Genomic DNA, 26,388 nt, shown 5'->3' on the forward strand with positions numbered 1-26,388 from the left:
CCAGGCCGGACGGGGAAAGAAACCGAGGCCCTTCCCGTGGGCGCTAGCCGCTTCGGCTCGCGCCTTCGGCGCGTAGCAGCTTTTGGCGCTTGTGGCGTAGGGCTGCTGTTAGGAGATTTGTTCCGATGCCACGATCTGGAGGTTGCCGTCCACCGGTTGCAGGCGCAGGCGGTACGTCTCGACGGTCTCCGTGCCGCCCTGCACGAACGTCAACTGCACGTCCGCCGTGAACCGGTCATCCTCCCGCCCCACAAAAACATCCCCCACCCGCACGCTGTCGTACTGCCCCCAAAAGCGCGTGTACTCGGTCACATCCGGCCGAAAGTCCGGGGACAAGTTCTCCCACGCGGACATCGGGTCGCTGGAGACCAAGGCGTAATGGCCACGGACGAACGCATCCACATCCACGTCGTCGAAGCTAGGCGCGACAACCTGCGCATCCGTCTGCGTCGGCGGCGACATGATGACCGTCGGGCTGGTCAACGCAGCCGCAGCGATCGCACCGGCCGCCACCACCAGGATCGCCGCAGCGATGGCCGGAGCCATCCAGCCTGGTCGAGCCCGATCCACCGGGGGATTGGCCAACAGGTCCACAGCATCGGACGCAGAAGGGCGTTCGGCAGGATCCACAGCCAACATCCGACTGAGCACACCAGACAACGGTCCGGGAGCAGGCGGCGTGATGTCGCCCTTGGCCGCCTTGTAAAGCAACCCCAGGCTGTTGTCACTCGAACCGTACGGCGGCCGACCCTCGGAAGCCGCGTACAGCGTCGCGCCCAAGGAGAAGACGTCCGCAGCGGTCCCAGGGTGGTCGCCGCGGGCTACCTCCGGGGCCAAGTACGCGGGAGTCCCGGTGATCATGCCGCTGTCGGTGAGGGTGCCGTCGTTCACGGCGCGGGAAATGCCGAAGTCGGTCAGTTTCACCACGCCGGCGTGGCCTATAAGAACGTTGGACGGCTTCACGTCGCGGTGGACGATGCCCGCCGTGTGAGCCGCTGCCAGGGCCGATGCCACGTGACCGCCGATGCGGGCGGTTTCCGCTGAGTCCAAGGGGCCGTGGTCGGACAGCAGTTCGGCCAGGCTGCGGGCGGGGACGTATTCCATGACCAGCCAGGGGCGGTCGTCCTCCACCACCACGTCGAAGACCGCGACGGCGTTCGGGTGGTGCAGGCGGGCCGCGTTGCGGGCCTCGCGCAGGGCCCGAGTGCCGGCCACCCGGGCTTCGGTGGGGGTCAGGTCGGGCCAGCGGAGTTGCTTGACGGCCACCTCGCGGTCCAGCAGCGTGTCGTGCGCTCGCCAGACGACGCCCATCGCGCCGCTGCCGACCCGCTCGGCCAGCGCGTACCGGCCGCCGACCGTCGACCCGGACTCGTGCACGGGAGGAGGGTAGCGACCGGGTTTCAGTTCGTGGAGACGAGCTTGGCCAGTTCGCGGTCGAAGTCGATCCACAGGTCCTCCTCGCCGGGCTGGACCACGTCGTAGGTGAGGTCCAGGAACTCGGCGATGTCCTCGGCCTGGGCGGACAGGATCGCGAAACCGGTCGGCGCGTTCAGCTCCAGCAGGACCCGCTCCGGGTCGTCGGCGGCCGGGCGGACCAGGATGTCGCCCTCGCCGGACGCGGTCAGCAGGCCGTCGGCCAGCAGGTCGCGGGCGAAGATCCACTCGACCTTGCCCTGTCCGGTGTGGAACAGGACGGCGACCGCGTACGGGTCCTCCGGTTCGTAGTGCAGTTCGGCTTCCACCGGGGCCGGCGCGACGCCGGGGACCAGGAGGTGGAACGTCGTCGTGGTGGTGATGCTCTCGGCGCTCATGTCTCTGGGGTTCCCTTCTCCGTTCGACCCTCTCAGGAGAGGAGACGTCCGGGAAGGTGAATCAGGACGCGGTTCGCCTGAACACCACGCGATCGGGGGAGACCTGCGTCTCAGGTCCACCCGTTTGCCCACATGAGCCGTCTCAACTGGCCGTACCGGCGAGTAACACAGAGTTGTCGCAGGTCACTTGTGCGTAGTCACGGGCTCCGGTTCGACCGGCACGATCGCCGTCGCGGGCTGCTTGCGGGTCAGTCCGACGCCGACGAGGACCACGACCATGCCCAGCACGACCCGGAGGTTGAGCCCCTCGCCCAGGAACGCCGCGCCGAGCAGGACCGACACCACGGGCAGCAGGTAGCCGACCGTCGTGGCGTTCGTCGGACCCTCGTCCTCGACGATCCGGTAGTTGATGATGAACGCGAGCCCGGTGCCGAACACGCCCAGGATCGCCACCGCGCCGACCGCCTGCCACGACAGCTGCGGCTCCTGGAGCCCGCCGACCGGCACCACCAGCACGGTCAGGCCGCTGGCCAGCACCAGCTGCGTGGCGGAGATCTGCATCGAGGACAGCCCGGTCCCGGACACCGTCCGGCCGACGTAGGTGTAGGCCACCGCGTACGACGCCGCCGCCGCGAGGCACGCCAGCGCGCCCCAACTGGCCACCCCGGCCTTCTCCCACGGCGCGAAGATCATCAGCGTGCCCGCGAAGCCCAGCACGAGCCCGACCAGCCGCGCCGGGTTGCGCTGCTTCTCGAAGCCGAACGACAGGCCGATCGCCAGCGCCCACAGCGGGGTGGTGGCGTTGAGCACACCCGCGACGCCCGAGTCCACGGTCTGCTCACCCACCGCGAACAGCACGAACGGCACGACGTTGCCGAACACGGCGGCGACGGCCAGGTGCACCCACACGGCCCGCGTGCGCGGCAGGCGCTGACCACCGGCGTAGAGCAGTCCGGCGACGACGGCGGCGCCCAGCACGGTCCGCCCGAGGGCGATCTGGACCGGGGAGAACCCGGTGAGCGCGATCTTGATCCAGAGGAAGCTGGAACCCCAGAAAAGGGCGAGGACACCCATCCTGACCAGCGTGCCGGGCTTGTTCACCGGGATATCGTGCGCCTTGCGAAGCATCAGGACAAGTGAATAGAACTGCACGACCTTTAAGCACAGCTATACGCTGGGAGTCATGCTGGACGTGCGACGCATGCAGGTGCTCCGTGCCGTGGTGACCACCGGGTCCATCACGGCCGCCGCGGTCAACCTCGGCTACACCCCCTCGGCGATCTCACAGCAGGTCGCGGCCCTGGAGAAACAGGCGGGCCTGCCGCTGCTGGACCGCGTCGGCCGGGGCGTCCGCCCCACCCCGGCGGGCCGGATGCTCACCGAGCACGCGGCCCACATCACCGACCGCCTGGTGGAGGCCGAAGCCGCCCTGGCCGACCTGCGCGCCGGTCGCACGGGCCGGCTGCGGGTCCGCTACTTCGCCACCGCCGGCGCGGCCCTCGTGCCGCCCGCGGTGGCCGCGTTCAAGGACCGGCACGCCGACGTGCAGCTGGACCTCAAGCTCACCGAGCCCGACGACCCGATGCTGGAGATCGCCGCCGGCCGCGCGGACGTGGCGCTGACCGTCTTCCCCCGGGTCGAGGAGGCGCCGCGCGGGGTCCGGTTCGAGCACCTGCTGGACGACCCGTACCTCGCGGTGCTGCCGCGCGGTCACGAGCTGGCCCGCAAGCGCGTGCTGGACCTGTCCGACCTGGCCGACCAGCCGTGGGTGGACGCGGTGAACCCGCCGGGGCCGTGCCGGGACATCGTCCTCAACGCCTGCGCCGGGGCGGGGTTCGCGCCGAACTTCGTGCTGGAGTCCGACGACTACCCCACCGCGCAGGGCTTCGTGGCCGCCGGGCTGGGCGTGACGATCATCCCCAAGCTGGGACTGGGCGTGGTCCACCCTGGCGTCGTGGTGCGCAGGCTGCGCCACCCGGAGCCGGTGCGCTCGATCCACGCCGCCATCCGCGAGGACGCCCTGGGCTCACCCGCCGTGCGGACCCTGGTGGACGCGCTGAAGGCGGCCGTGGCCTGAGCCCCGGTCACTGCCCGAGGTTCTGCTCCTTGGACAGGAACAGGGACTCCTGGGTCCACTTCAGGATGATCAGCTTCCGCTCCTGCGTCACCGACTTGTCCTTCTTGGTGATGGTCAGCTCGACCTCGTAGGCGTACGGGGAGTTCTCCCGGACGCTGGTCAGCTCGACCTTCTTCACCGACTCCCAGTAGCTCTTGTAGCCGCCGGGACCGCCCAACGCGCCCTGCATCTCCGGGGTGAGCCGGCCGAAGCCCTCGTCCACGTGGTTGGGCAGCAGGGCGTAGTAGTCCCGGATGGTCTGCTCCATCTGGGCGCTGGTCGGGTCGGTCGTGATCTTCGTCGGCGGGTTCACCGGCTTCTTCGACGTGGACGCCGACGGCTCGCCGCCGCCAGCGACCTGCGTGGTCGGCGTCGTGCCGCCGGCCTCGCTCTCGGGGCTGCCACCGCCGGAGAGCATGCTCGCCAGCAGGATGCCCACCACGGCCGCGCCGACGATCGCCAGCGCCGTCACCACGGTCGACCGCTTGCTCTTGATCGGACCCCGGCCCGGCGGGCGGTTGCGCGGCGGCGCGGCGGCCGGGCGGGCCACCGGCGGCACGGCGGCGGCCGGTCTCGGCGGGGTCTGCGGGGCCTGCACCGGGGGCGCCACGCGGGTCGCCTGCGGCGCGGGTGTCTGCGGCGCCGGGGGTGTCAGCGCGCGGGTCGGCGCGGCGGGGGCCTGCACCGGCGCGCCCTGCCACGACGGCGGGTGCGACTGCGGCAGCGGCACCGGGAACTCCGGCGCGGCCCGGCCCGCGGCGACGGCGGCCAGCGCCTCCTTCGCCTCGGCCATCGTCGGCCGGTCCTCCGGCTCGGCGCGCAGCAGGCGCATCAGCAGCGCGGTCAGCGGGCCGGCCTGCTTGGGCGGCGTGACCTTGCCCGACGCGACCTGGTGCAGCAGCGCGATGGTGTTCTCGTTCAGGCCGAACGGCGGCATGCCCTCGATCGCCGCGTACAGCGTCGAGCCCAGCGAGAACACGTCCGAGGGTGGACCCGGGTCGTAGCCCTTGGCGACCTCGGGCGCTAGGTAGGCGGGGGTGCCCGCGAGCATGCCGGTGGCGGTGACCGTGACGTCGCCGGTCGCGCGGGAGATGCCGAAGTCGGTGATCTTCACCGTGCCGTCGTTGCCCAGCAGCACGTTGCCCGGCTTGATGTCCCGGTGCACGATCCCCGCGTTGTGCGCGGCGGCCAGCGCGCTGGCCACCTGCGAGCCGATCGAGGCGACCTCGCGGGGCGGCAGCGTGCCGCGCTCGGACAGCACGGTGGAGAGGCTGCGCGACGGCAGGTACTCCATGACCAGCCACGGCTGGCCGTCGTCCTCCGCCACGTCGTACACCGCGATGGCGTGCGGGTGCTGGAGGCGGGCGGCGATCCGGCCCTCGCGCATGGCGCGTCGCTTGGCCTCGTCCGTGTCCGACTCGGCGAGACCCGGCTGGAGCAGCAGCTGCTTCACCGCGACGGTCCGGTGCAGGCGCTCGTCGTGGGCCTGCCAGACGATGCCCATCGCGCCGCTGCCGATCCGCCGGCCCAGTCGGTAGCGGCCGGCAACCAGGCGGCCATCGTCGGTCACGGGTGCTCCCAAAGCTGCTCGGGCCTACTCATCAGTGGCGAACACCGGTGCCATCGCCACTCGGACAAAGGACGTTGCATCACCCGATCGGGTTCAGCCCCACCTTACGAGGTTCTAGTTGGCTGGTGACGTCGTCGTCGCGTTGTTGCTCGTCGGCGCCGGCGTGGTGGTCGTCGTCGGCGGCGGCGTGGTCGACTTCGGCGTCGTGGTCGGCGGCGGGGTGGTCGTCGGCGGTGGGGTCGTCGTCACCTCGGTCGTCGTCGGCTCTTCGAACGTCGTGCGCGGCGGCAGTGTGGTGGTCGTCACAGCGGAGGACGAGGTGGTCGGGGTCGGGGTGCTGGAGCTGGTCGTCTCGCTCACCGGCGGCACCAACGGGTCCTTGCGGTCGAACACGTTCAGCGCGACCAGGACGAAGCCGATCAGCAGCAGCGCGCCCAGCACCGCCGCCGTGATGACCAGCGGGCGGGTGTTGGTGTTCGACGGCGGCGGCGCGACCGGGGCCGTGGGGCCGGTGGTGCGCGGGTGCGGCCGGACGACGCGGGTGCGCTCCGGGTCGAGCACGGACGTCGCGCCGACGGGGATCGGCGCCGGCACCGCGTTCAACCCGGACAGGCTCGGCTCGCGGCCCTGGGCGACCGCGTTGAGCAGGTCGCGCGCCTGGGCCATCGTCGGGCGCTGCTCGGGGTCGTAGTTGAGCAGGGTGAGCAGGACGTCGGTGAGCGGGTGGTCCACCGAGGGCGGGTTGATCCGCCCGGCGGCGACCGCGTGCAGCACGCCCAGGGTGTTCTCGCTCAGCCCGAACGGCGGCTCGCCCTCGGCGGCGGCGTACAGCGTCGAGCCCAGGGAGAAGACGTCGGAGGCGGGCGTGGGGTCCTGGCCGCGGGCGATCTCCGGCGCCAGGTAGGCGGGGGTGCCCGCGATCAGGCCGGTCTTGGTGACCGTCACGTCGTCGCTGGCCCGGGAGATGCCGAAGTCGGTGATCTTGACCAGGCCGTTGTCGGACAGCAGCACGTTGCCCGGCTTGACGTCCCGGTGCACGATGCCCGCCGCGTGGGCCGCCGCCAGCGCCGCCGCGGCCTGCGCGCCGATGCGGGCGACCTCCTCCGGGTCCAGCGGGCCGTGCTCGGCCATCGTGTCGGCCAGGCTGTAGGACTGGAGGTACTCCATGACCAGGCACGGAGCGCCGTTCTCCTCGACCACGTCGTAGACGGCGATCGCGTTGGGGTGGTGCAGCTTGGCGGCGATGCGGCCCTCGCGCATGGCGCGCTGGATGGCCTCGTCCTGCTCGGTGGCTTCGAGCCCGGGTGCGAGGAGCAGCTGCTTGACCGCGACGATCCGGCCGAGGCGCTCGTCCTGGGCGCGCCAGACGACGCCCATCGCGCCGCTGCCGATCTTGTCGAGGAAGCGGTAGCGGTCGGCGATCAGCCGACCTTCGGCGGTGCTCACCGGACCACCTCGCTGGGGCGCTGCGGGACCGCGGCGGGGGCAGCAGGTCTCACGCTCGGGCTCCTCGTCGTGCGGATCGGTGCGCGGACAGCCTACCCCGGCCGTGACGACGGCTTTCGGACCGTTGCGCAGGTCACGCGAGCTCTGTTCGGACCGGGAAGGGATACCTGAATCCAGTCCGGAGGGCCACCTGTTCGGGTGAAGATCGCGCTTTTTGACTCCGAACGGTCCAACACGGGCCGAACCGACCGGGCCCCCGAACCCATCCAACCACGGCCGTTCGGGTGACGGTCGCCCGGCACGGCACATCGTGCGCACTTCGTGGCGTGACGGGCGCGCGGCGGGCTTGCTCGGGGCGGCGCGGGGTCGGACCGAGGGCGGCGCTGAGGGTGTCCCGGTGTGTCGCTGGGCCGGGCTTCTGCGAGCGCACCGCGGTGTCGGTCGGCCTTCCCCGGCGGCGCGGCTTTCGTGGCTCGGCGTGGCCTCCGGCCCCCGGTTCGATCATCCCACGGGGGTACGACAGTTCCGGCGGTTGCCCGTCCGGTGAGTGCCCGTCCGGTGAGTGCCCGTCCGGTGAGTGCTCGGCCGGTGGTTACTCGGCCGGGGCGAAGAAGTCGAAGTCGCCGATCGGGTCCAGGATGCCGCCCAGGTCCAAGCCCAGCCCCAGGCCCGGCTTCGACGGCTCGGTCGACGACGGCGGGGTGGTGGAGGAGTCCGGGGTCTTCGGCGTCGTCGAGCTGCTGGTGGGCGGCGGCGGGGTCGTCGTGGACGGGGTCGTCGTCGTGGTGGACGGCGTCGTCGTGGTGGGGGCCGGCTGTTCGGGGGCCGGGGCCTGCTCCGTCGTGGTGGTCGTCGGGGCGGGCTGCTGGGTCGCGCGCGGCTTCTGCGTGGCGGTCTGGGACGGGGTGGTGGTGTCCGGGGTGGACTCCGTCGTCTCCGGGGCCTGCTCCTGCGCGGCGGCGGCGGCCGGGGCCAGGTTCTGGCCGAGGGTGTTCGTGGCGCGCGCGGCCGGCCGGGTGTCGTAGCGGACCTCCGCCAGCGGGCGCTCGTCGGGCGAGGACAGCAGGTTGCTCGCGGTGAACGCGACGGTGCCGGCCAGCACCACGCCGCCGCCCGCCATCGCGACCAGCTTCGGCACGGAGAACCCGCCCCCGCGCTCCTCCTCGCCCGCCCGTCCCTCGCGCTTGAGCAGCTCGGTGATGTGCAGCTCGCGCCCGGACAGGTTGGCCGTCGGCTTGAACCGGACCGTCTGCTCGTCGGTGATCCGCGGGATCGGCTGGGTTTCGGCTTCACGCCTGGCAAGCAGCTCGGCGACGGAGAGCTGGGCCGTGGTGGACCCGTCCCGTCGCCGGCGTTTGTCGTCGTTCGACACCGAAAGTCACCTTTCCCGGAGAGTGCGTTGCGCTACCGGCCGGGAACATGGATACCGAATCGTGACCGACTTCGTAACCCCTTCGGGCGAACTTTCCTTGTCAACAACTCCTCAAGGTCACGTTGCGTCAAGTCGCCGTTCAAGATCGATACGTACCGTCAGCTGCGCTGGGCCGAAAGGACGCGTGTCGCGATGATCCTCGGCTGACTGGTGTCTGTGAGCCAGAACACCTGCTCGACCCGCATCCACCGCCCGGTCCGCTCCTGCATCGACACCACCGCGAGCACGGACCCGTCGGGTCGCGCCGTGGTCGATTCGATCGTCATCGCCTGGATGCGGTCCCACGACGCGATGAAGTCCCGCCCGCTCCCGCCGACCAGGTCCGGCGCGAGCAGCCGCGCCGCCTCGGCCGGCTTCGCGGGCAGCAGCTCGTAGAACCGCCGCACCACGTCCACCTGCGGGTGCGGCCCGGTCGCCACGCTCGGCGGCGGCACCACGGACTGCGCCTCCACCTCGTCGGCCGCCATCGGCACCAGCTCCACCGGCGCGTCCGACCGGCCCGGGACCGCGGCCCCGGTCCCGCCCAGCTCGGCGGACAGCACGTCCGGCCGCAGCGCGGAGGACCCGCTGATCTCCCGCGGCGCGGCGGCCCGCGGGCGCTCCGGACCCGGTGCGCGCTGCCCGGCCAGGACGGCCACCGCCGCCACGGACGTGAGCAGCACGAGCACGCCGGTGACCAGCCCGGCGATCCGCGCGCCCCGCCGGGACGGCGGCGGCGCGGACCGGTGGACCGGTTCGCCGAGCAACTCGGTGACCAGGCCCTGTGTCGCGGCCTGCTCGGGGGACGGGATGCGCAACGGGGTTCGCTGCTTCCTGATCAGCTCGGCCACCGAGACCGAGCCGGTGCGGTTGTGCCTGCGACCGCTCGCCGTAGGGCGCTGCACTGGCGACTCCCTAACCCTGTGTCGTCAGGGGGAACACGTACCGCGCGCACAACATCGGAATCCAGACCGAACACTGGGGTTCACCCGTTCGTGGCGTTCAGCGGTCCGGGCAGGTCGCTCTACCGGGCGATCAAGGCCGCGGGCGCGAAGCGCTGTGCGTTCGCGAACGACCGCTAAGCGCCGCCGAACAGCCGCTCGGCGTCGATCAACGGGTCGCCGTTCGTCGTGAAGACGAGCTGCCGCTTCTCGGTCGTCGTGGACCCGTCTTTGTTCTTCACGTGCAGCGTGCTGATCGTGACGCCGCGCGCGGGGTCCACGCTGATCTCGGTCACCTCGATCGCCGAGACGTCGCCGAAACGCCCTTCCAGCAGCGCTTTCGCGTCCGCCTCGAACGTGTCGGTGACCATCTCCAGCGCGGTCGCGGCGTTGGCCACCGCCTGCTCGTAGAACCGCTCGGTGCGCGCCGCGACGGCGACGGTGTCGACCACCGGCTCGCCCACGACGGGCACCGTCGTGACGGTCGGCGAGGTGGACGGCGAGGCGGCCGGTGCGGACATCGGCGCCGACGTGCCGCTCACGGCCGTCGCGGGGGCCTCGGCGGTGCCCACCAGCGCGTCCGGCCGCTCACCGCGCCGGCCCGGCTCGGGCGGGGCGGGCGACGGCGGCGGGGTGCTCGTGCCGAACCCGGTCACGATCGGCGCGGACGTGGGGTAGCCGGGCATCCCGAGCCGGTCGGTGGGCGTGCCCGCCCCGACCAGCTTGATGGCGGCGACGACCAGCCCGACCAGCACCCCGGCCGAAGACAGGACGGCGAACCACGCGGCCCGCTTCCACGTGCGGGGCGGGGTGACCGAGGCGGGCACCAGGCCGATGTTGAACGTGCCGAGCCCCAGGACCTCGTGGTCGGTGAGGTCGGCGAGGCCGGCGGCGAAGGGGTCGCGCTGGGCCGGGATGACCGGCGGCCGGTCCATCGCCCGAGCGTGCGGCGCGGCACCCCGCGCGCGGCGGTGCGGGCCGGCCGGCTCGTGGTCGTGCGGGGCGGGCGTCGCCGGCGGGCGTCCCAGGCCGGCGGAGGGGCTCGGCGCATGGCCGTGGGCGGCTGGCGCGGGGTCGTGCGGGGCGGGCGTCGCCGGCGCGCGACCCAGGCCGGCGGAAGCGCTCGGCGTGTGGCTGTGGGCGGCGGAGGGGCTCGGCGTGTGGCCGTGGGCGGCCGGCGTGGCCGGTGCGTGGTCGGCGGGGGCGGTCGGTGGCGGGGGGATCGGTGCGCCCGGCGGTGGGGCTGCCAGGGGTGCGCGTGGCGTGGGTGCGTGGTCGAGTTCGCCGCCCAGCGGCAGCCACGCCGCCGCCCCGTCCTCCAGCCGGTGCCGACCAGACCGTTCCGGTTCCCCGATGTCCATGCCTGTGCAGACCCCTCCCAACCCCGGTCCTGACGCCCTGAAGGCCGCTGTTCACCTGTTCAGGGGGCAGGGGATCGGGGTGGGACGACGAAACCCTGCGCCCACGCAGCAGCGTAGGTGCAGGGTCCGCAGGTGGCCGGACGGATCAGCCTTGTGGCACCGAGTGATACCCGGACGAGTGAGTTTCAGCCGCCGCTGTTCAACCGTTTGCGACTGCTCTGCAACGCGTTCGTGGCAGCCGCGCCCGCGCCACCGGCGATCAGCGCGCCGATGATGTCGCCCGGGACGCCCTCGCCCGAGGTGATCAGCAGGCCGACCAGCGCGATGACCGTGGTCACCCCGGCGATCGTCCACCGGCTGCGCACGTACTGAGCGATCGGCGCGCCCGCCGCGCGCTTGGACTTGGCGGCGGACCCCAGCATGGCGAGGTAGCCGTCGTGGGCCAGCGTCGCCAGCACACCGAGGATTGCGATGAGACCCGTGATGAGACCGATGACCGTGCCCATGACCCCAGTGTGCCCCGGCTTTTTCCGTTTGGACCATCGGTGATCGCCCTGATATCCCCCTGGTGTGGAGTTGTACTGGCACGACGCCTGCCTGGAGCACGACACCGGCACTGGTCTGTGGGAGCTGCCCGGCGACTGGGCCTGGCTGGACACCCCCGAGCCGCACCCGGAGAACGCCGCCCGGCTGCGCACGTTCCGGCACGCCCTCGCGCACGGCCCGGTCGCACCGCACCTCACCTGGCACGAAGGCCGGTTCGCGACACAAGAAGAACTGACACGCGTCCACACACCCGAGTACATCGCCGCGCTGCACAAGGCGTGCAGCGGCACCGAAAGGGTGCTGCTGGAGACCAACACCGTGGTCGGCCCCGGCTCGTGGGACGCCATCCGCGCCGCCGCCGGCACGGCCCTCGCCGCGTACGAGTCCGTCGCGGCCGGCCGGACCCGCCTCGCCTACGCCCTGGTCCGCCCACCCGGCCACCACGCCCAGCGGTCGCTGCCGGACGGGTACTGCCTGGTCAACAACGCCGCCCTGGTCGCCGAGACCGCCCGCCGCGCGGGTCGGCGGGTCGCCGTCCTGGACTGGGACGTCCACCACGGCAACGGCACCCAGGACGTCTTCCAGGACACCGGGGACGTCCTCACGATCTCCATCCACATGCGGCACGGCCCGTGGGGCGCGAACCACACCCAGACCGGCGGTCCGGAGGAGAGCGGACCGGCCAACCTCAACGTCGAGCTGTCCCTGGGCGCGGGCGACACCGCCTACCGCCGGGCGCTGGACGAGGTGGCGCTGCCCGCGGTCGAGGCGTTCGGCGCGGACTTCCTGGTGTGCGCGTCCGGCTTCGACGGCTCGGCGTTCGACCCCAACGGCCGGCACAACCTCACCGCCGCCGGGTACCGCGACATCGGCCGGCGCGCGGCGGGCCTGGGCCTGCCGACCGTGCTCACCCAGGAGGGCGGCTACCTCCGCGGGTACGCCGCCCTGTGCCTGCACGCCCTGGTCGAGGGGCTGGTGGGGGTCGGCCCGCTGCTCGACGACCCCCTCGCCTACGTGCCCGACGACACCCAGCTGGTCGACCTGGACCTGGCCAGGGCTAGCGGCCCAGCGGACCGCGACCCAGCTTGAGCAGGATCATCGCCAGGTCGCGACCCTCGGGGCCGAGTTCCTTGTAGCGGTTGAGGACGTCGATCTCCCGGTTGTGCACGATCCGGGTGCCGCCCGCCGCCATGCGCGCCGCGCCGATCGTCCGGGAGACCTCGACCCGCCGCTTGACCAGGCGCAGCAGCTCGGCGTCGAGGTGGTCGATCTCCTGCCGCAGGGCGTCGATGTCCTCGGTCTGCGGCGCGGTGTCCGTGCTGTTCATCTCGGGTGGCCTCTCGCTGGTGGGGTCCCGACCCCGGCGAAGCAGCGAAGCCCCGGGGTCCGAGGACTCCGGGGCTTCGTGGTGGCTTTCGCGCGCTAGCGGTCCACGGGAGCCGGAGTCCGGATCCCGTAAAAAAACTCGAAGTGGGCCATGCGCACGCCGACATCATGCCACAGGAGCCGCTCTGTCGGGGGTACCCGGTAACGTGGAGCCACGATGAGCGCCTTGTTCGACTTGCCCTCAAGTCCCCCCGCATCCCGGCCCTCCCGCTTGTTGGACGACCTGAACCCGGCGCAGCGCCGGGCGGTCGAGCACGCCGGGACGCCGCTGCTGGTCGTCGCGGGCGCGGGGTCGGGCAAGACCCGCGTGCTCACCCGCCGGATCGCCCACCTGCTGGCCGAGCGGAACGTGCACCCCGGCCAGGTCATGGCCATCACGTTCACCAACAAGGCCGCCGCGGAGATGAAGGAGCGCGTCGCCGACCTGGTCGGCTCCCGCGCCCGGTCGATGTGGGTGTCCACGTTCCACTCGATGTGCGTCCGCGTGATGCGCCGCGAGGCCAAGACGCTGGGCCTGTCGTCCAACTTCTCCATCTACGACGCCGACGACACGCGCCGCCTGATCACCCTGGTGGCCCGCGACCTCGACCTGGACCCGAAGCGCTACCCGGCCCGCACGCTCGCCGTCCACATCTCGAACCTGAAGAACGAGCTGATCGGCGTCGAGACGGCCAAGGAGCAGGCGTCCAACGACCTGGAGCGCCGGGTCGCCGAGGTCTACGAGAGCTACCAGCGGCGGCTGTCCACGTCGAACTCGCTGGACTTCGACGACCTGATCATGCGCACGGTCGAGCTCCTCCAGAACCACCCGGACGTGGCCGAGCACTACCGCCGCCGCTTCCGGCACGTGCTGGTCGACGAGTACCAGGACACCAACCACGCCCAGTACACGCTCGTCCGCGAGCTGGTCGGCACCGGCCAGGGCGGCGTCGAGCCCGGCGAGCTGTGCGTGGTGGGCGACGCCGACCAGTCGATCTACGCCTTCCGCGGCGCGACGATCCGCAACATCGTGGAGTTCGAGCGCGACTACCCGCAGGCCACGACCATCCTGCTGGAGCAGAACTACCGGTCCACGCAGAACATCCTGACCGCCGCCAACGCGGTCATCTCGCGCAACCCCAACCGGCGCGACAAGCGGCTGTGGAGCGACCTGGGCGAGGGCGAGAAGATCGTCGGCTACGTCGCCGACAACGAGCACGACGAGGCCGCGTTCGTGGCCCGCGAGATCGACCGGCTGGTGGACTCCGGCGAGGCGAACAACGGCGAGATCGCCGTGTTCTACCGGACCAACAACCAGTCCCGCGTGTTCGAGGAGATCTTCATCCGGCTGGGGCTGCCCTACCGGGTGGTCGGCGGTGTCCGGTTCTACGAGCGGCGCGAGGTGCGGGACGCGTTGGCGTACCTGCGGACGCTGGCCAACCCGGACGACACGGTGTCGTTGCGGCGGATCCTGAACGTGCCCAAGCGCGGCATCGGCGAGCGGGCCGAGGCGTGCGTCGCCCTGTACGCGGAGCAGGAGCGGATCAGCTTCGTGCAGGCGCTGCGGGCGGCCGTCGAGGGCCGGGTGCCGATGCTGAACCCGAGGTCCCGCAACGCGATCGCCGGTTTCGTGGAACTGCTGGACGAGCTGGCCGTGATGGTCGACCGCGGCGACGACGTGGCCGACGTCCTGGAGGCCGTGCTGGACCGGACCGCCTACCGGGCGGAGCTGGAGGCCAGCGAGGACCCGCAGGACCACACCCGCGTGGAGAACCTGAACGAGCTGGTGACCGTGGCGCGGGAGTTCACCGAGCTGGGGTCGGCCACCCAGGTGCCCGCCGAGGACGAGGGACTGCCCGCGGAGGGCTCGCTGGCGGCGTTCCTGGAGCGGGTGTCGCTGGTGGCCGACGCGGACTCGGTGCCGGACGCGGAGTCCGACGGCGTGGTCACGCTGATGACCCTGCACACCGCCAAGGGCCTGGAGTACCCGGTCGTGTTCTGCACCGGCTGGGAGGACGGCGTGTTCCCGCACATGCGGGCGCTGGGCGACCCGGTCGAGCTGGCGGAGGAGCGGCGGCTGGCCTACGTCGGCATCACGCGGGCGCAGCAGCGGCTGTACCTGTCGCGGGCGCTGGTGCGTTCGGCGTGGGGGCAGCCGTCGGCCAACCCGGCGTCGCGGTTCCTGGACGAGATCCCCGGCGACCTCGTGGAGTGGAAACGCGTCGAGCCGAAGCGCTCGGCCCCGTCCACGGCGACGACGTGGGGCAGGCGCTCGGACGGCCCGTCCCGCCCCGCGCCCACGAACACGGCGTGGAAGGACACCCCGGCGCTGAAGCTGGACGTGGGCGACCGCGTGAGCCACGACAAGTACGGCCTCGGCAGCGTGATCGCGGTCGACGGCTCCGGCCCGCGCGCGACGGCGACGATCGACTTCGGCACGGCCGGCAAGGTGCGGCTGATGCTCATCGGCGGCGTGCCGCTCGTGAAGCTGTAGATCCCGCGCGGTGGATCGGGTGCCGTAGATCGCCCTCAGCGGGCCGCTGAGGGCTTCACACCAACGAGTGCACAGGATCACCCTCCTGGGTGGTCTTTTGTGCGTGGCGCGGGATCATGCAGGCGCATGCAAGTGCGGCCCGTCACTCGGTCCGTCACTCGATCGAGAATCTTGGAAATCCGCGCGCAACCCGGGAACAGGTCGGGCGTCTTAAGGGTTGTCCCAAGCGGGACGGCCGGGACATTCGGGGTGAACCGGCCGGAGCGAACCGCTTGACGACACGGAGGGCGACAACCGCATCGGGGGCGGAAGTCGTGCCGAGGGGATAACCGCGGGGGCGGTCTAGGGGGACGGGCCGGGTCGCACACTGCGACCCGGCCTTCCACTTGCGGGCACCCAGCCCGCTCAAGTCGTTCAGCCCGCGAAGTCGTACTCGTCCACAGGCGCGGTCGTACTCGTCGACCAGGCTCGGCAGCGATCTTCGATCGTGCGCGCGCCGGGGTGCGCTCAGACGCTGATGCCCTTGGAGTTCAGCCAGCTCAGCGGGTTGATCTTCATGCCGTCCGGGTTCCACACCTCGAAGTGCAGGTGCGGGCCGGTGGAGAAGCCGCGGTTGCCCATGCGGGCGATCTGCTCGCCGGCCTGGACGCGCTGGCCCTTGCGGACCGAGTACGTGTCGACGTGGCCGTAGACCGTGACCGTGCCGTCCGCGTGCTCGACCTTCACCCACAGGCCGAAGCCGCTGGCCGGGCCCGCCTCGATGACGACGCCGTCCGCCGCGGACAGGATCGGGGTGCCGATGGGGCCCGCGATGTCGATGCCGTAGTGCATTCCGCCCCAGCGACCGCCGAAGCCGGACGTGAAGTCGCCGTTGGCGGGACGGGCGAACTTGGGGCGGCGGGACTCGGCCTCGGCCGCCTCGCGGTCGGCCGCGATCTGCGCGCTCTTCGCGAGCTTCTGCGCCTCGGCGGCCGGGTCGGTCGTCTTCGCGACCGGGAGGATGTGGGGCGAGCCCGCGTGGCCCTGGCCGCCGACTCCGAAGGCGGCGGCGCCGTCCGCGGCGCTGGCGAGCGGGGCGACCTCGTCGGTCGACGAGTCCGACGAACCCAGGGCGTGCAGCGTTTGACCGGCGCCGGCGGCGGCGAACGCGCCGACCGCGACGGCGGCGACCACGATCCGGCCGCGCAGCGCCGACGGGGGCGGCGGGAGCCGGTGTGACGCCACGGGGCGCACGGCGAGGCGTTCGGTCGCCTCTTCGAGCACTGCGGAACTGCTATGGCCGCCGGGGGAGCGGTGTCGGGACAAGACCAGGCCTTCCGTCTTCGGGGAGTCCGGTCGGGACGCCGGGCGGGGGATCCCGGTGAGCCGGTCGGGGTACCGGCTCGGTGTCCATCTGTGACCAGACCGTGACAACGGACCGGGGGACAGTAACGGGGCGAGAGCCCCGGAAGCAATCCCCGCTCACGATGTCTACCGAATAGCGGTTAACGTGAATGCCGGAAGTGTGCGCTGTGACGCTAGGTCACAGCGCCGCCGCCAAACCCCTCACGTACAGGCACGATGTCGTGCGACACGCCGTCATACGATCGAGTGATTGCGGTCACGACCGCCTGTAGTGCGCGCCTGTCAACGGGCAGGGACAGGTGACCTGAATCACGTATCCGGTGCTCCTCGACGACCAGCGAGGGGTGCTCCAACCGGGCGTTCCGCTGCGGGATGACGACCTGGTCCATCTCGCTCCACACCACGACGAACCGCGTCCGGCACGGCCGCGAGGGCTCCGCCAACTCGGACAAAAGCTCCGAACCGGGACGCAATTGCCTGGTCAGCGCAGTGGGGAACAAGTAGGCCGAAAGCGTCCCGCCGTGCGGGGTCCCGAGGGTGACCAAGGTGCTCACCCTCCGGTCGCCGTGCAGGCGCTGCACGTAGTACCGGGCGATCAGCCCGCCGAGCGAGTGCCCGACGACGTGGACCCGCTCCGCCCCCGTCTGCTCGCAGATCCGCTCCACGTGCTCGCCCAGCAGCGCGGCCGACCGGCGGACATCCCCCGTCAACGCCGTCAGCACGCTGTAGTTCACGGCGTGCACCACCCCGAAGCCACGCCTCCGCAGTGCCCCCGACAGCACCGCGAAGGCGGACCTGTTGTCCCCGATCCCGTGCACCAGCACGATCGGGGTGCCCGCCGCGTCCATCGCCGAAACCAGCAGCCCGCGCGTGCGCGGCGGCAGTTGGTCGGTCCGGTAGTGCCGCAGGTGCCCCTCGGGCCGCAGTTGCTCCTCGACGACACCCCACGGGTACATCGCGGCGCGGGACGCCAGCCAGGCTGCCTCGACCACGGCACCCCGCACGCCACCAGGGGAAAGAGCCGCCCGTGCCACGCCGAGCGCGCCGTCGAGCAGCTCCCGGCCGGCCGCCGCGCCGGCCCCCACCGCGCCGTTCAGCCCGGTGCCCACCCGGTCGACCAGTGACCTGGCCCACCGCTGAACTTCACCCATAGGGCTGAAGGTAGGTGAGATTTCCACAATTACGGGAGTACCCGACGCAGGTTCTCGGCATTCCGACCGAACCAGCGAGCCCTGCTAGTTTCGAGCCGATGATCCGCACCGCCGAACCGGCCACGCCCGCGTCCACCGGCCTGCGCGCGGCGCTCGGACTCGCGGTCGCGGGTGCCGTGTGCGGCGTGGTCGGCCCCCTGCTGTCCGTCGTGGACGACACCGCGCCGCCCGCCTTCACCGCGTGGCCCCTGCTGGCCGTCCTCGCCGTGCTGCCGGTCGCGGCGGCCTCCTACTACTACGCGCGCGGGCGCGCGACGACGGGCGCGGCGCTGCTGGTGCCGCTCGGGGCGCTGGCGGCCGGCCGGTTCCTGATGGACCTGGCGATCGCGTTCGACCCGGTCGGGGTGGCCCGGCCCGAGCTGCTGCGGGTCACGACGCTGACCGCGCCCCAGCCCGCCGCCGGCCTGTGGGTGCTGCTCGCGGGGCACGTCCTGGCGCTGGCCGCGGGCGTGGTCGCGCTGACCCGGCTGGAGACCGAGGGCGGTCGGGGCGGTCGGATGGGGCTCGCCACGACCAGTGGTGTCGTGGCGGCGTTCGGCCTGGTGACGGCCCCGTTCAGCTCGCTGGACCCGTTCGTGCGGGCCAAGGGCGTGCTCGACGTGCCCGGCCCGGCGGTGGTCGGCGGCCTGCTGCTGGTCCTCGCCGTGCCGGTGGTCGCGGCCCTGGTGGCCAGTTCGGCCGACGACGACGTGCGCACCGGCGGCCTGCTCGGCCTCGGCCTCGCCCTGCCCGCCCTGTCCGCGCCGGGTCTGGCCGCCGTCGCCGCGGTGGACCAGGTGTTCCTGTCAGTCGGGCCGGTCTACGTGGTGGCCGGGGCGGTCGGCCTGGTCTTCGCGGCCCTGCTGCCCGAGGGCGTCCTCAAGCACCACGAGGGCACGCTGCCCGGGGTGCGCCGGCTGAACACGATCGTGGCGGTGCTCGGCGTCGGCGCCGGGCTGTTCCTGGTGGTCGGCGCCTTGACGCCGCACTTGAGCGTGCCCGAGGGCCTGCCCGCGCCGACCGACTACGCGGCCCGCCTGCTGTGGCCGGCCGCCGTGCCGACCCTGCTGGCGCTGCTCCCCAAGGCACGTCCGGCGTTCATCGCGGCGACCGCCGCCATCCCGCTCGCGGCGGGCCTGGCGCTGGACGCGGCCTTCGCGGCGACCCAGGTGGCCACCGTGCTGCCCGGTCCGGGTGTCTGGTTCACGACCGTGGGCGTGGTCCTGGCGATCGCCGCCGTGATCACGGCCGCCATCGCCGGGTCCGCGGAACGCGATGAAGAAGAGGTGGAGCCGCCGGCGCCGTCGCTGCCGCTGATCGCCGTCGCGCTGATCGCCGGCTTGGTCGCGGTGGGCGCGTTCGCGATGCCGGTGGTGCGCGCCCCCGACCTGACCCCGATCACCGCTCTGGGCCTGCGCGTCGGCTCGTGGGGCCTGCTCATCGCCTTGGCCGCCGTGCTGGCCGCGATCGCCTTGGCCCTGGCCTCCAGGCCGGTCAAGGGTGCCGCTCTGCTGCTGGGCACGGCCTGCGTGACGGCGACCCGCGCCCTGGAGTACCCGCTGACGGCGTCCCGCGCGGCCGACACCTCACCCGGTCCGGGCCTGTGGTTGGCGCTGGCGGCCACGGTGGCGCTGGTGATCGCGGCGGCGGTCCGGACGGCCCGTTAACCGCGAGGCCGCCGTCGGCTTGTCGCGTCGCCTTTCCCGCCGATCAGCTTTTCCGATCGGCGGGAAACGCGGCGCGACGAGCCGACTTTCGGGCGGCCGAGCCGCGCGACGGAGTCGCGCCATCCAACACAGTGATCGACCTCACCACACTTGAGACGGACCTCACGGGTGTGGGGTGCGAGGTGGTCCGCGCAGGTCGATAGTGTTCCTGCCAGCCGCGTCGAGCCGGTCCCCCCACGGCTATGCCGGCGTTCCAGGTGATGCCTGGTACGTGTGGGCACCAGGCCCCAGCCTGGAGCGCCGGACCACGAGGACCGCACCACGGACGCGGTGTCCGACACCGACGTCGCAGGAGACCCGAGTGGACCTGTACGAGTACCAGGCGAAGGACCTCTTCGCCGCCCACGATGTCCCGGTGCTGCCGGGCGACGTGGCGAGCACCCCCGCCGAGGCCAAGGCGATCGCCGAGCGCTTCGGCCAGACCGTCGTCGTCAAGGCCCAGGTCAAGACGGGTGGGCGGGGCAAGGCCGGCGGCGTGAAGCTCGCCGAGACCCCGGACGAGACCGAGGTCAAGGCCGAGGCGATCCTGGGCCTGGACATCAAGGGGCACATCGTTCACCGCGTGCTGGTGACCCCCGCGTCCGACATCGCCGAGGAGTACTACTTCTCGTTCCTGCTCGACCGGGCCAACCGCACCTTCCTCGCGATGGCGTCCGTCGAGGGCGGCATGGACATCGAAGAGGTGGCCGCCACCAAGCCCGAGGCCCTGGCCAAGGTGCCGGTGGACGCGATCAAGGGCGTGGACCGCGCGAAGGCCGACGAGATCGTCGCCGCCGCGAAGTTCCCCGCCGAGGTGGCCGACCAGGTCGCCGACGTGATCGTGAAGCTGTGGGAGACCTTCGTCTCCGAGGACGCGACGCTGGTCGAGGTCAACCCGCTGGTCCGCGACCCCGAGGGCAAGATCGTCGCCCTCGACGGCAAGGTCACGCTGGACGAGAACGCCTCCTTCCGCCACCCCCAGCACGAGGCCCTGGTCGACAAGCAGGCCGAGGACCCGCTGGAGGCCAAGGCCAAGGAGAAGGGCCTGAACTACGTCAAGCTCGACGGTCAGGTCGGCATCATCGGCAACGGCGCCGGTCTGGTCATGTCCACGCTGGACGTCGTGGCCTACGCGGGTGAGAAGCACAAGGGCGTGAAGCCCGCGAACTTCCTGGACATCGGCGGCGGCGCGTCCGCCGAGGTGATGGCCAACGGGCTCGACATCATCCTGCACGACCCGGACGTGCGCAGCGTCTTCGTGAACGTCTTCGGCGGCATCACCGCCTGCGACGCGGTGGCCAACGGCATCGTCAAGGCCCTGGAGATCCTGGGCGACGAGGCGCAGAAGCCGCTGGTCGTCCGCCTCGACGGCAACAACGTGGAGGAGGGCCGCCGGATTCTCGCGGAGGCCAACCACCCGCTGGTGACCGTTGTCGACACTATGGACAACGCGGCCGACAAGGCCGCCGAACTCGCGGCTGCGGGGGTCTGACGATGGCTATCTTCATCACCAAGGACAGCAAGGTCATCGTCCAGGGCATGACCGGCGCCGAGGGCACCAAGCACACCAAGCGGATGCTGGCGTCCGGCACCAACATCGTCGGCGGCGTGAACCCGCGCAAGGCGGGCGAGAAGGTCGACTTCGACGGCACCGTGCTGCCGGTGTTCGGCACCGTCGCCGAGGCGATGGAGGCCACCGGCGCGGACGTCACCGTGATCTTCGTGCCGCCGGCCTTCGCCAAGGCCGCCGTGATCGAGGCGATCGACGCGGGCATCGAGCTGGCCGTCGTGATCACCGAGGGCATCCCGGTGCACGACACCGCCGCGTTCTGGGCGCACGCCGTCGCCACCGGCAACAAGACCCGGATCATCGGCCCGAACTGCCCGGGTCTGATCAGCCCCGGGCAGTCCAACGCGGGCATCATCCCGGCCAACATCTCCGGCGCGGGCAAGATCGGTCTGGTGTCCAAGTCGGGCACGCTGACCTACCAGATGATGTACGAGCTGCGGGACTTCGGCTTCTCCACCGCCATCGGCATCGGCGGCGACCCGATCATCGGCACCACCCACATCGACGCGCTGGCGGCCTTCGAGGCCGACCCGGAGACCGCGGCGATCGTGATGATCGGCGAGATCGGCGGCGACGCCGAGGAGCGGGCCGCGGCCTACATCCAGGAGAACGTCACCAAGCCGGTCGTCGGCTACGTGGCGGGCTTCACCGCCCCCGAGGGCAAGACGATGGGCCACGCGGGCGCGATCGTGTCCGGCTCCGCCGGCACCGCGCAGGCGAAGAAGGAGGCCTTGGAGGCCGCGGGCGTGAAGGTCGGCAAGACGCCGTCCGAGACCGCTGCCCTCATGCGGGAGATCATGCAGTCGATCGGCTGATCGCTCACCCGTCCGTGAAGGCCATCTCCCCTGGGAGGTGGCCTTCACGGCGTTGTGGCGTGGGTCAATCCACGCGTTCGGGGGAACCGAAGAGGTCCGGTCGTCGTCGGAGAGTGTGCATCGGCTAGCGTTCTGTCGTTGCCTTTTAGTCCGTCGGTGGAGGAGGAGACCTCACCATGTCCGTGCCGTACGGCGCACCTCAGCAGCAGCCGGGTCCGGCGCAGCAACCGGTGGGCGTGAACCTGAACTTCATCCTCCCGCTGGTCGGTGCGGGCCTGGGGCTCATCGCCTACCTGCTCGCGTTCGCCGACGACGTGTCCACGTCCAGCATCGACCTGCTGCTCGCGGCGGGCGTGCTGTCCGGGCTGTCGGTGCTGCCGAAGATGCCGCGCCTGCTGCCCGCCGCCGCGGTGCTCACCGCCGTGCCGACCCTGCTGTTCCTCCAGGGCATGATCAAGAGCGAGGCCGACACCAAGGGCATGCAGATCGTGCTCCTGCTGGTCGCCCTCCTCCAGACCGCGGCCGTCGTGGGGAGCCTGCTGCTGGACGCGGGCGTCCTGAAGCTGGAGCCCAAGCCCGCCAACCCCTACGGCCAGCCGGGCGGCTGGAACCCGCAGTCCGGTGGCTTCCCGCAGCCGGGCCACCAGGCCCCGCCGCAGCAGCAGCCGGGTCAGTTCAGCCCGCCGTCGGGCCAGTTCGGGTCGCCGGTGCAGCCCCAGCAGCAGCAGCCGGGCGCGCCGCAGCCCACCTCCTACATGCCGCAGCCGGGCCAGTTCAACCAGCCGGGCCAGCAGCAGGGCACGCCGCCCGGTGGTTTCGGGCAGCAGCCGCAGGCCTGATCTTCCGTCCGAGAGGGGTGGCACCGCACACGCGGTGCCACCCCTCTTGCCGTGCTCGGCGAGCCTCACCTGAACGGATCAATCGGACTGAGAGCCTGGGGACATGCCGGTGCAAACGCCGCCTTCGCACGCTGCCGTGACCGAGTCCGTGCGCCCGCCCGAGTTCTCCCGGGGTGAGCGGGCGCGGGTGTTGGCCATGACCGCCGCCGGGTCCGTGGTGGTCAGCTATGCCGCTGTCGCCGCCTTGCTGGCGCTGGTGTCCTCGACGGCCGCGCACGCCAAGTTCTCCACCACCGGGGTGCTGGCCGCGTCCGCCCCGGGCTGGCTGGTCGCCCACCACGTGCCGCTGCGGTTCGACGGCGGACAGCTCGGCGTCCTGCCGCTGCTGCCGACCGTCCTGCTGATGCTGCTGGTCTCGCGCGCGGCGGCCGGCGCGGCGGACCGGCTGGGGCTGTTCGAGCCGTTGCAGGCGCGCGGAGTGGTCATCAGCATCGCGTCCGCGCACGCCGTGACCGGCGGGATGATCTCGTTCCTGATGGGCGACGAGGGCGTGGTGCGGGCGACGCCGGCCGTGGCGTTCTTCGGGTGCGCGGCCGTGTCCGGGGTCGCGGCTGTCGCCGGCGTGGCGCAGCGGTGCGGGCTGGTCGAGGTGGTGTTCGAGCGGATCGACCCGGTGGCCCGGCACGGGCTGCGCGCGGGCGCGATGGCGTTGTTCGCGTTGACCGCGTGCGGGGCGCTGCTGTTCGCGTTCGGGCTGGTGGTGTCGTGGCCGCTGACCAGTTCGCTGTTCGACCAGACGGGCGGCACGCTCGGCACCGGCCTCGGCATCTGGCTGCTGTGTCTGGGGTACCTGCCCAACGCCGTGGTCGGCGCCCTGTCCTACGTGACCGGCGCCGGGTTCTCCATCGGCGCGGCCACGGTCGGGCCGATCACGTTCACCGGTGGTCCGGTGCCGGCCGTGCCGCTGCTGGCGGCCATGCCGGAGCAGCAGTCGCCGCTGCTGCCGCTGGTGCTCGTCCTGCCCGGCGCGATCGGTGTGCTGGTCGGGTACGCGCTGCGCACGGCGGCCGGGACGCCCAGGGCGCGGGTGCGGGCCGTGCTGGTCGCGGCGGTGACCGCGGGCGTCGGGACGCTCGTGCTGGCGGCGGTGTCCGGCGGCAGCCTGGGCGGCGGCGCGTTCACCCCGGTCACCATCCCGGCCGGACTGCTGGCCGTGCTCACGATCGGGTGGATCGCGGTGCCCGGCGCGGTGGTGGCGTGGTTCGCCGGTCCCCGACCGCCGCGGGTGGTCGAGGAGGAGGAGCCCGAGGAGGAAGTCGTCGAGGACGAGGACTACCTCGAGGACGAGGACTACGAGGACGAGGACTTCGACGACGAAGAGGACGACGAGGAGTACGAGGAAGACCTCGAAGAACTCGAAGAAGAAGCCGAAGAAGAAGAGGACTACGAAGAAGAACCGGAGCCCGTCGCCGAGGAAGACGACAGCGAGCCCGAAGACCCGGAAGACCCGGCGGACGAGGAAGAGGACGAGCCGGAGGACCTGGCCGGCAAGCGCGACTAGCCACCGCTTAGGCTGCTCCTGAGCTGCTGTGACAGTCCCCAGCAAGGAGAGCACGCTGAGCGCCGAGACCACACTCCGGCTTCCCAACCCCGCGCGGGTCGTCGTCCTCGTCTCCGGCTCCGGCACCCTGATGCAGGCGCTGCTGGACGCCGCGGCCGACCCGGGCTACCCCGTCGAGGTGGTGGCGGTCGGCGCCGACCGGACCGGCATCGAAGGGCTGACCCGCGCCGAACGCGCCGACGTGCCCACGTTCACCGTGCGCCTCAAGGACCACGCGTCGCGCGACGAGTGGGACACCGCCCTGGCCGACGCCGTCGCCGCGCACGAGCCCGACCTGGTGGTCTCCGCCGGGTTCATGAAGATCCTCGGCCCGGCCTTCCTGGCCCGCTTCGGCGGCCGGATGGTCAACACCCACCCCGCGCTGCTGCCCGCCTTCCCTGGCGCGCACGGCGTCCGCGACGCCCTGGACTACGGCGTCAAGGTCACCGGCGCCACCGTGCACCTCGTGGACGGCGGCGTGGACACCGGGCCGATCCTGGCCCAGGAAGCCGTCGTCGTCGGCGCCGGTGACGACGTCGACAGCCTGCACGAGCGCATCAAGGTGGTGGAGCGGCGGCTGCTCGTCGACGTCGTCGCCCGCCTGGCCCGCGAGGGCTGCACCGTGAACGGACGAAAGGTGAGCATCCCGTGACCACTCCTGCCGAGAGGCGACCGGTTCGTCGGGCCCTGATCGGGGTGTCCGACAAGTCGGGGCTGCTGGAACTGGCCACCGGCCTGCACGCGGCCGGAGTCGAGATCGTCTCCACCGGCGGCACGGCCAAGACCCTGGCCGACGCGGGCGTGCCGGTCACCCCGGTGGAGCGCGTGACCGGGTTCCCCGAGGTGCTCGACGGCCGGGTGAAGACGCTGCACCCGCGCGTGCACGCCGGTCTGCTCGCCGACACCCGCAAGCCCGAGCACGTCGAGAAGCTGCGCGAGCTGGACATCGCGCCGTTCGACCTGCTGGTGGTGAACCTGTACCCGTTCACGCAGACCGTGGCGTCCGGCGCGTCGCCCGAGGAGTGCGTCGAGCAGATCGACATCGGCGGCCCGGCGATGGTGCGCGCGGCGGCGAAGAACCACGCGAGCGTGGCCGTCGTCGTGGACCCGGCCCGGTACGAGTGGGTGCTCGCGCAGGTCGCCGAGGGCGGCTTCACCCTGGCCGACCGGCAGGGCCTGGCGGCGGCGGCGTTCCGGCACACCGCGTCCTACGACGTGGCCGTGGCGTCGTGGATGGGCAACGTCCTCAGCCCCGACGACGAGGGCTCCGGCTTCCCCGGCTGGGTCGGCGCCACCTGGAACCGCAAGCAGGTGCTGCGCTACGGCGAGAACCCGCACCAGAAGGCGGCCCTGTACACGCAGGGCGACGGCCGCACGGGCCTCGCGACCGCGCAGCAGCTGCACGGCAAGGAGATGTCCTACAACAACTTCGTCGACGCCGACGCGGCGTGGCGCGCGGCATGGGACCACACCCTGCCGTGCGTGGCGATCATCAAGCACGCCAACCCGTGCGGCATCGCGGTGTCCTCTGTAGACGGTCCCGGCGCCATCGCCGACGCCCACCGCAAGGCCCACGCGTGCGACCCGCTGTCGGCGTTCGGCGGCGTCATCGCGGTCAACCGCGAGGTGACCGTCGAGCTGGCCGAGCAGGTCGCGGAGATCTTCACCGAGGTGATCGTCGCACCGTCGTACGCCGACGGTGCGGTGGACGTGTTGGCGCGCAAGAAGAACGTGCGCATCCTGGTCGCCTCGGAGCCGACGCGCGGCGGCGCGGAACTGCGACCGGTGTCCGGCGGCCTGCTGCTCCAGACCGTGGACACCATCGAGGCCGAGGGCGACGACCCGGCCAAGTGGACCCTGGCCTGCGGCGAGCCCTTGGACGCTTCGGGCCTGGCGGACCTGGCCTTCGCCTGGCGCGCCTGCCGCGCGGTGAAGTCCAACGCCATCCTCCTGGCCTCCGGCGGCGCCACCGTGGGCGCGGGCATGGGCCAGGTCAACCGCGTCGATGCGGCGCGCTTGGCGGTGGCGCGGGCCGGTGACCGGTCACGCGGGTCCGTGGCGGCCTCCGACGCGTTCTTCCCGTTCCCGGACGGGCTGGAGGTCCTGCTGGAGGCCGGCGTTCGCGCGGTCGTGCAGCCGGGTGGGTCCGTGCGGGACGCGGAGGTCATCGCGGCGGCGGAAGCTGCTGGTGCGACCGTCTACCTGACGGGGACGCGCCACTTCGCGCACTGAGTCATCGACGGGAAAGCCGCGCGGTCCTGCT

At 72.0% G+C, this 26,388-nt stretch carries 22 protein-coding genes; 10 read left to right on the forward strand and 12 right to left on the reverse strand.

All coding sequences use genetic code 11. The features are described 5' to 3' along the window. Positions 1–108: 108 nt before the first annotated feature. The 3 genes from WBN91_RS16250 to WBN91_RS16260 form a co-directional block, all read right to left on the reverse strand. Positions 109–1,377, reverse strand: coding sequence for a serine/threonine-protein kinase (locus tag WBN91_RS16250; RefSeq protein WP_337724548.1), 1,269 nt, complete (start codon positions 1,375–1,377; stop codon positions 109–111). Positions 1,378–1,400: 23 nt separating this feature from the next. Beyond that, complete coding sequence (locus WBN91_RS16255) at positions 1,401–1,811, reverse strand: SsgA family sporulation/cell division regulator (RefSeq protein ID WP_121225067.1); 411 nt, start codon at positions 1,809–1,811, stop codon at positions 1,401–1,403. Between the two features lie 183 nt (positions 1,812–1,994). After that, complete coding sequence (locus WBN91_RS16260) at positions 1,995–2,918, reverse strand: DMT family transporter (protein WP_337724609.1); 924 nt, start codon at positions 2,916–2,918, stop codon at positions 1,995–1,997. 76 nt (positions 2,919–2,994) lie between these two features. On the opposite strand from WBN91_RS16260, the gene WBN91_RS16265 reads away from it, so the two are divergent. After that, a complete protein-coding gene (locus WBN91_RS16265; RefSeq protein ID WP_337724549.1) occupies positions 2,995–3,888 on the forward strand; it encodes a LysR family transcriptional regulator in 894 nt (297 codons plus the stop codon). 7 nt (positions 3,889–3,895) lie between these two features. Here the strand turns inward: WBN91_RS16265 and WBN91_RS16270 are convergent, their stop codons facing one another. The 6 genes from WBN91_RS16270 to WBN91_RS16295 form a co-directional block, all read right to left on the reverse strand. Continuing rightward, entirely contained in the window at positions 3,896–5,497 is a 1,602-nt protein-coding gene (locus WBN91_RS16270) for a serine/threonine-protein kinase (RefSeq protein WP_337724550.1), read from the reverse strand. Positions 5,498–5,611: 114 nt separating this feature from the next. Further along, positions 5,612–6,943 (reverse strand): serine/threonine-protein kinase, encoded by a 1,332-nt coding sequence (locus WBN91_RS16275; RefSeq protein ID WP_337724551.1) that lies wholly within the window; start codon positions 6,941–6,943, stop codon positions 5,612–5,614. 592 nt (positions 6,944–7,535) lie between these two features. Continuing rightward, positions 7,536–8,315, reverse strand: coding sequence for a hypothetical protein (locus WBN91_RS16280; protein WP_337724552.1), 780 nt, complete (start codon positions 8,313–8,315; stop codon positions 7,536–7,538). 158 nt (positions 8,316–8,473) lie between these two features. Next, entirely contained in the window at positions 8,474–9,259 is a 786-nt protein-coding gene (locus WBN91_RS16285; protein ID WP_337724553.1) for a hypothetical protein, read from the reverse strand. A gap of 173 nt (positions 9,260–9,432) precedes the next feature. Then, entirely contained in the window at positions 9,433–10,656 is a 1,224-nt protein-coding gene (locus tag WBN91_RS16290) for a hypothetical protein (protein ID WP_337724554.1), read from the reverse strand. A 185-nt stretch (positions 10,657–10,841) separates the two neighbouring features. Next, positions 10,842–11,162: a hypothetical protein gene (locus WBN91_RS16295; RefSeq protein ID WP_337724555.1), complete on the reverse strand. Its 321-nt coding sequence runs from the start codon at positions 11,160–11,162 to the stop codon at positions 10,842–10,844. A 64-nt stretch (positions 11,163–11,226) separates the two neighbouring features. Here WBN91_RS16295 and WBN91_RS16300 point away from each other — a divergent pair, with 64 nt between their 5' ends. Beyond that, a complete protein-coding gene (locus WBN91_RS16300) occupies positions 11,227–12,291 on the forward strand; it encodes a histone deacetylase (RefSeq protein WP_337724556.1) in 1,065 nt (354 codons plus the stop codon). Here the strand turns inward: WBN91_RS16300 and WBN91_RS16305 are convergent. After that, complete coding sequence (locus WBN91_RS16305) at positions 12,260–12,529, reverse strand: chorismate mutase (protein WP_337724557.1); 270 nt, start codon at positions 12,527–12,529, stop codon at positions 12,260–12,262. The genes WBN91_RS16300 and WBN91_RS16305 overlap by 32 nt on opposite strands. 216 nt (positions 12,530–12,745) lie before the next feature. On the opposite strand from WBN91_RS16305, the gene pcrA reads away from it, so the two are divergent. Next, a complete protein-coding gene (pcrA, locus tag WBN91_RS16310) occupies positions 12,746–15,061 on the forward strand; it encodes a DNA helicase PcrA (protein ID WP_337724558.1) in 2,316 nt (771 codons plus the stop codon). Between the two features lie 507 nt (positions 15,062–15,568). Here the strand turns inward: pcrA and WBN91_RS16315 are convergent. After that, a complete protein-coding gene (locus WBN91_RS16315) occupies positions 15,569–16,324 on the reverse strand; it encodes a M23 family metallopeptidase (protein WP_337724559.1) in 756 nt (251 codons plus the stop codon). Between the two features lie 254 nt (positions 16,325–16,578). Further along, complete coding sequence (locus WBN91_RS16320; protein ID WP_337724560.1) at positions 16,579–17,556, reverse strand: esterase/lipase family protein; 978 nt, start codon at positions 17,554–17,556, stop codon at positions 16,579–16,581. Positions 17,557–17,654: 98 nt separating this feature from the next. Here WBN91_RS16320 and WBN91_RS16325 point away from each other — a divergent pair, with 98 nt between their 5' ends. The 7 genes from WBN91_RS16325 to purH all read left to right on the forward strand — a co-directional run bounded on the left by WBN91_RS16325 (position 17,655) and on the right by purH (position 26,357). Continuing rightward, on the forward strand, positions 17,655–19,262 hold the full coding sequence (locus tag WBN91_RS16325) for a hypothetical protein (RefSeq protein ID WP_337724561.1): 1,608 nt from the start codon (positions 17,655–17,657) through the stop codon (positions 19,260–19,262). Positions 19,263–19,623: 361 nt separating this feature from the next. Then, entirely contained in the window at positions 19,624–20,793 is a 1,170-nt protein-coding gene (gene sucC, locus WBN91_RS16330; protein ID WP_337724562.1) for an ADP-forming succinate--CoA ligase subunit beta, read from the forward strand. Positions 20,794–20,795: 2 nt separating this feature from the next. Continuing rightward, complete coding sequence (sucD, locus tag WBN91_RS16335; RefSeq protein ID WP_337724563.1) at positions 20,796–21,686, forward strand: succinate--CoA ligase subunit alpha; 891 nt, start codon at positions 20,796–20,798, stop codon at positions 21,684–21,686. 176 nt (positions 21,687–21,862) lie between these two features. Next, a complete protein-coding gene (locus WBN91_RS16340) occupies positions 21,863–22,525 on the forward strand; it encodes a DUF5336 domain-containing protein (RefSeq protein ID WP_337724565.1) in 663 nt (220 codons plus the stop codon). 136 nt (positions 22,526–22,661) lie between these two features. After that, a complete protein-coding gene (locus WBN91_RS16345) occupies positions 22,662–24,086 on the forward strand; it encodes a cell division protein PerM (RefSeq protein ID WP_337724566.1) in 1,425 nt (474 codons plus the stop codon). 28 nt (positions 24,087–24,114) lie between these two features. Continuing rightward, positions 24,115–24,777, forward strand: coding sequence for a phosphoribosylglycinamide formyltransferase (gene purN, locus WBN91_RS16350; protein WP_337724567.1), 663 nt, complete (start codon positions 24,115–24,117; stop codon positions 24,775–24,777). Then, positions 24,774–26,357, forward strand: coding sequence for a bifunctional phosphoribosylaminoimidazolecarboxamide formyltransferase/IMP cyclohydrolase (gene purH, locus WBN91_RS16355; RefSeq protein WP_337724568.1), 1,584 nt, complete (start codon positions 24,774–24,776; stop codon positions 26,355–26,357). Before purN ends, purH begins: the two co-directional genes overlap by 4 nt. The last annotated feature ends 31 nt before the right edge of the window (positions 26,358–26,388 follow it).

The organism is Saccharothrix sp. CCNWYY140 (genome assembly GCF_037401995.1).
Classification (GTDB): domain Bacteria; phylum Actinomycetota; class Actinomycetes; order Mycobacteriales; family Pseudonocardiaceae; genus Actinosynnema.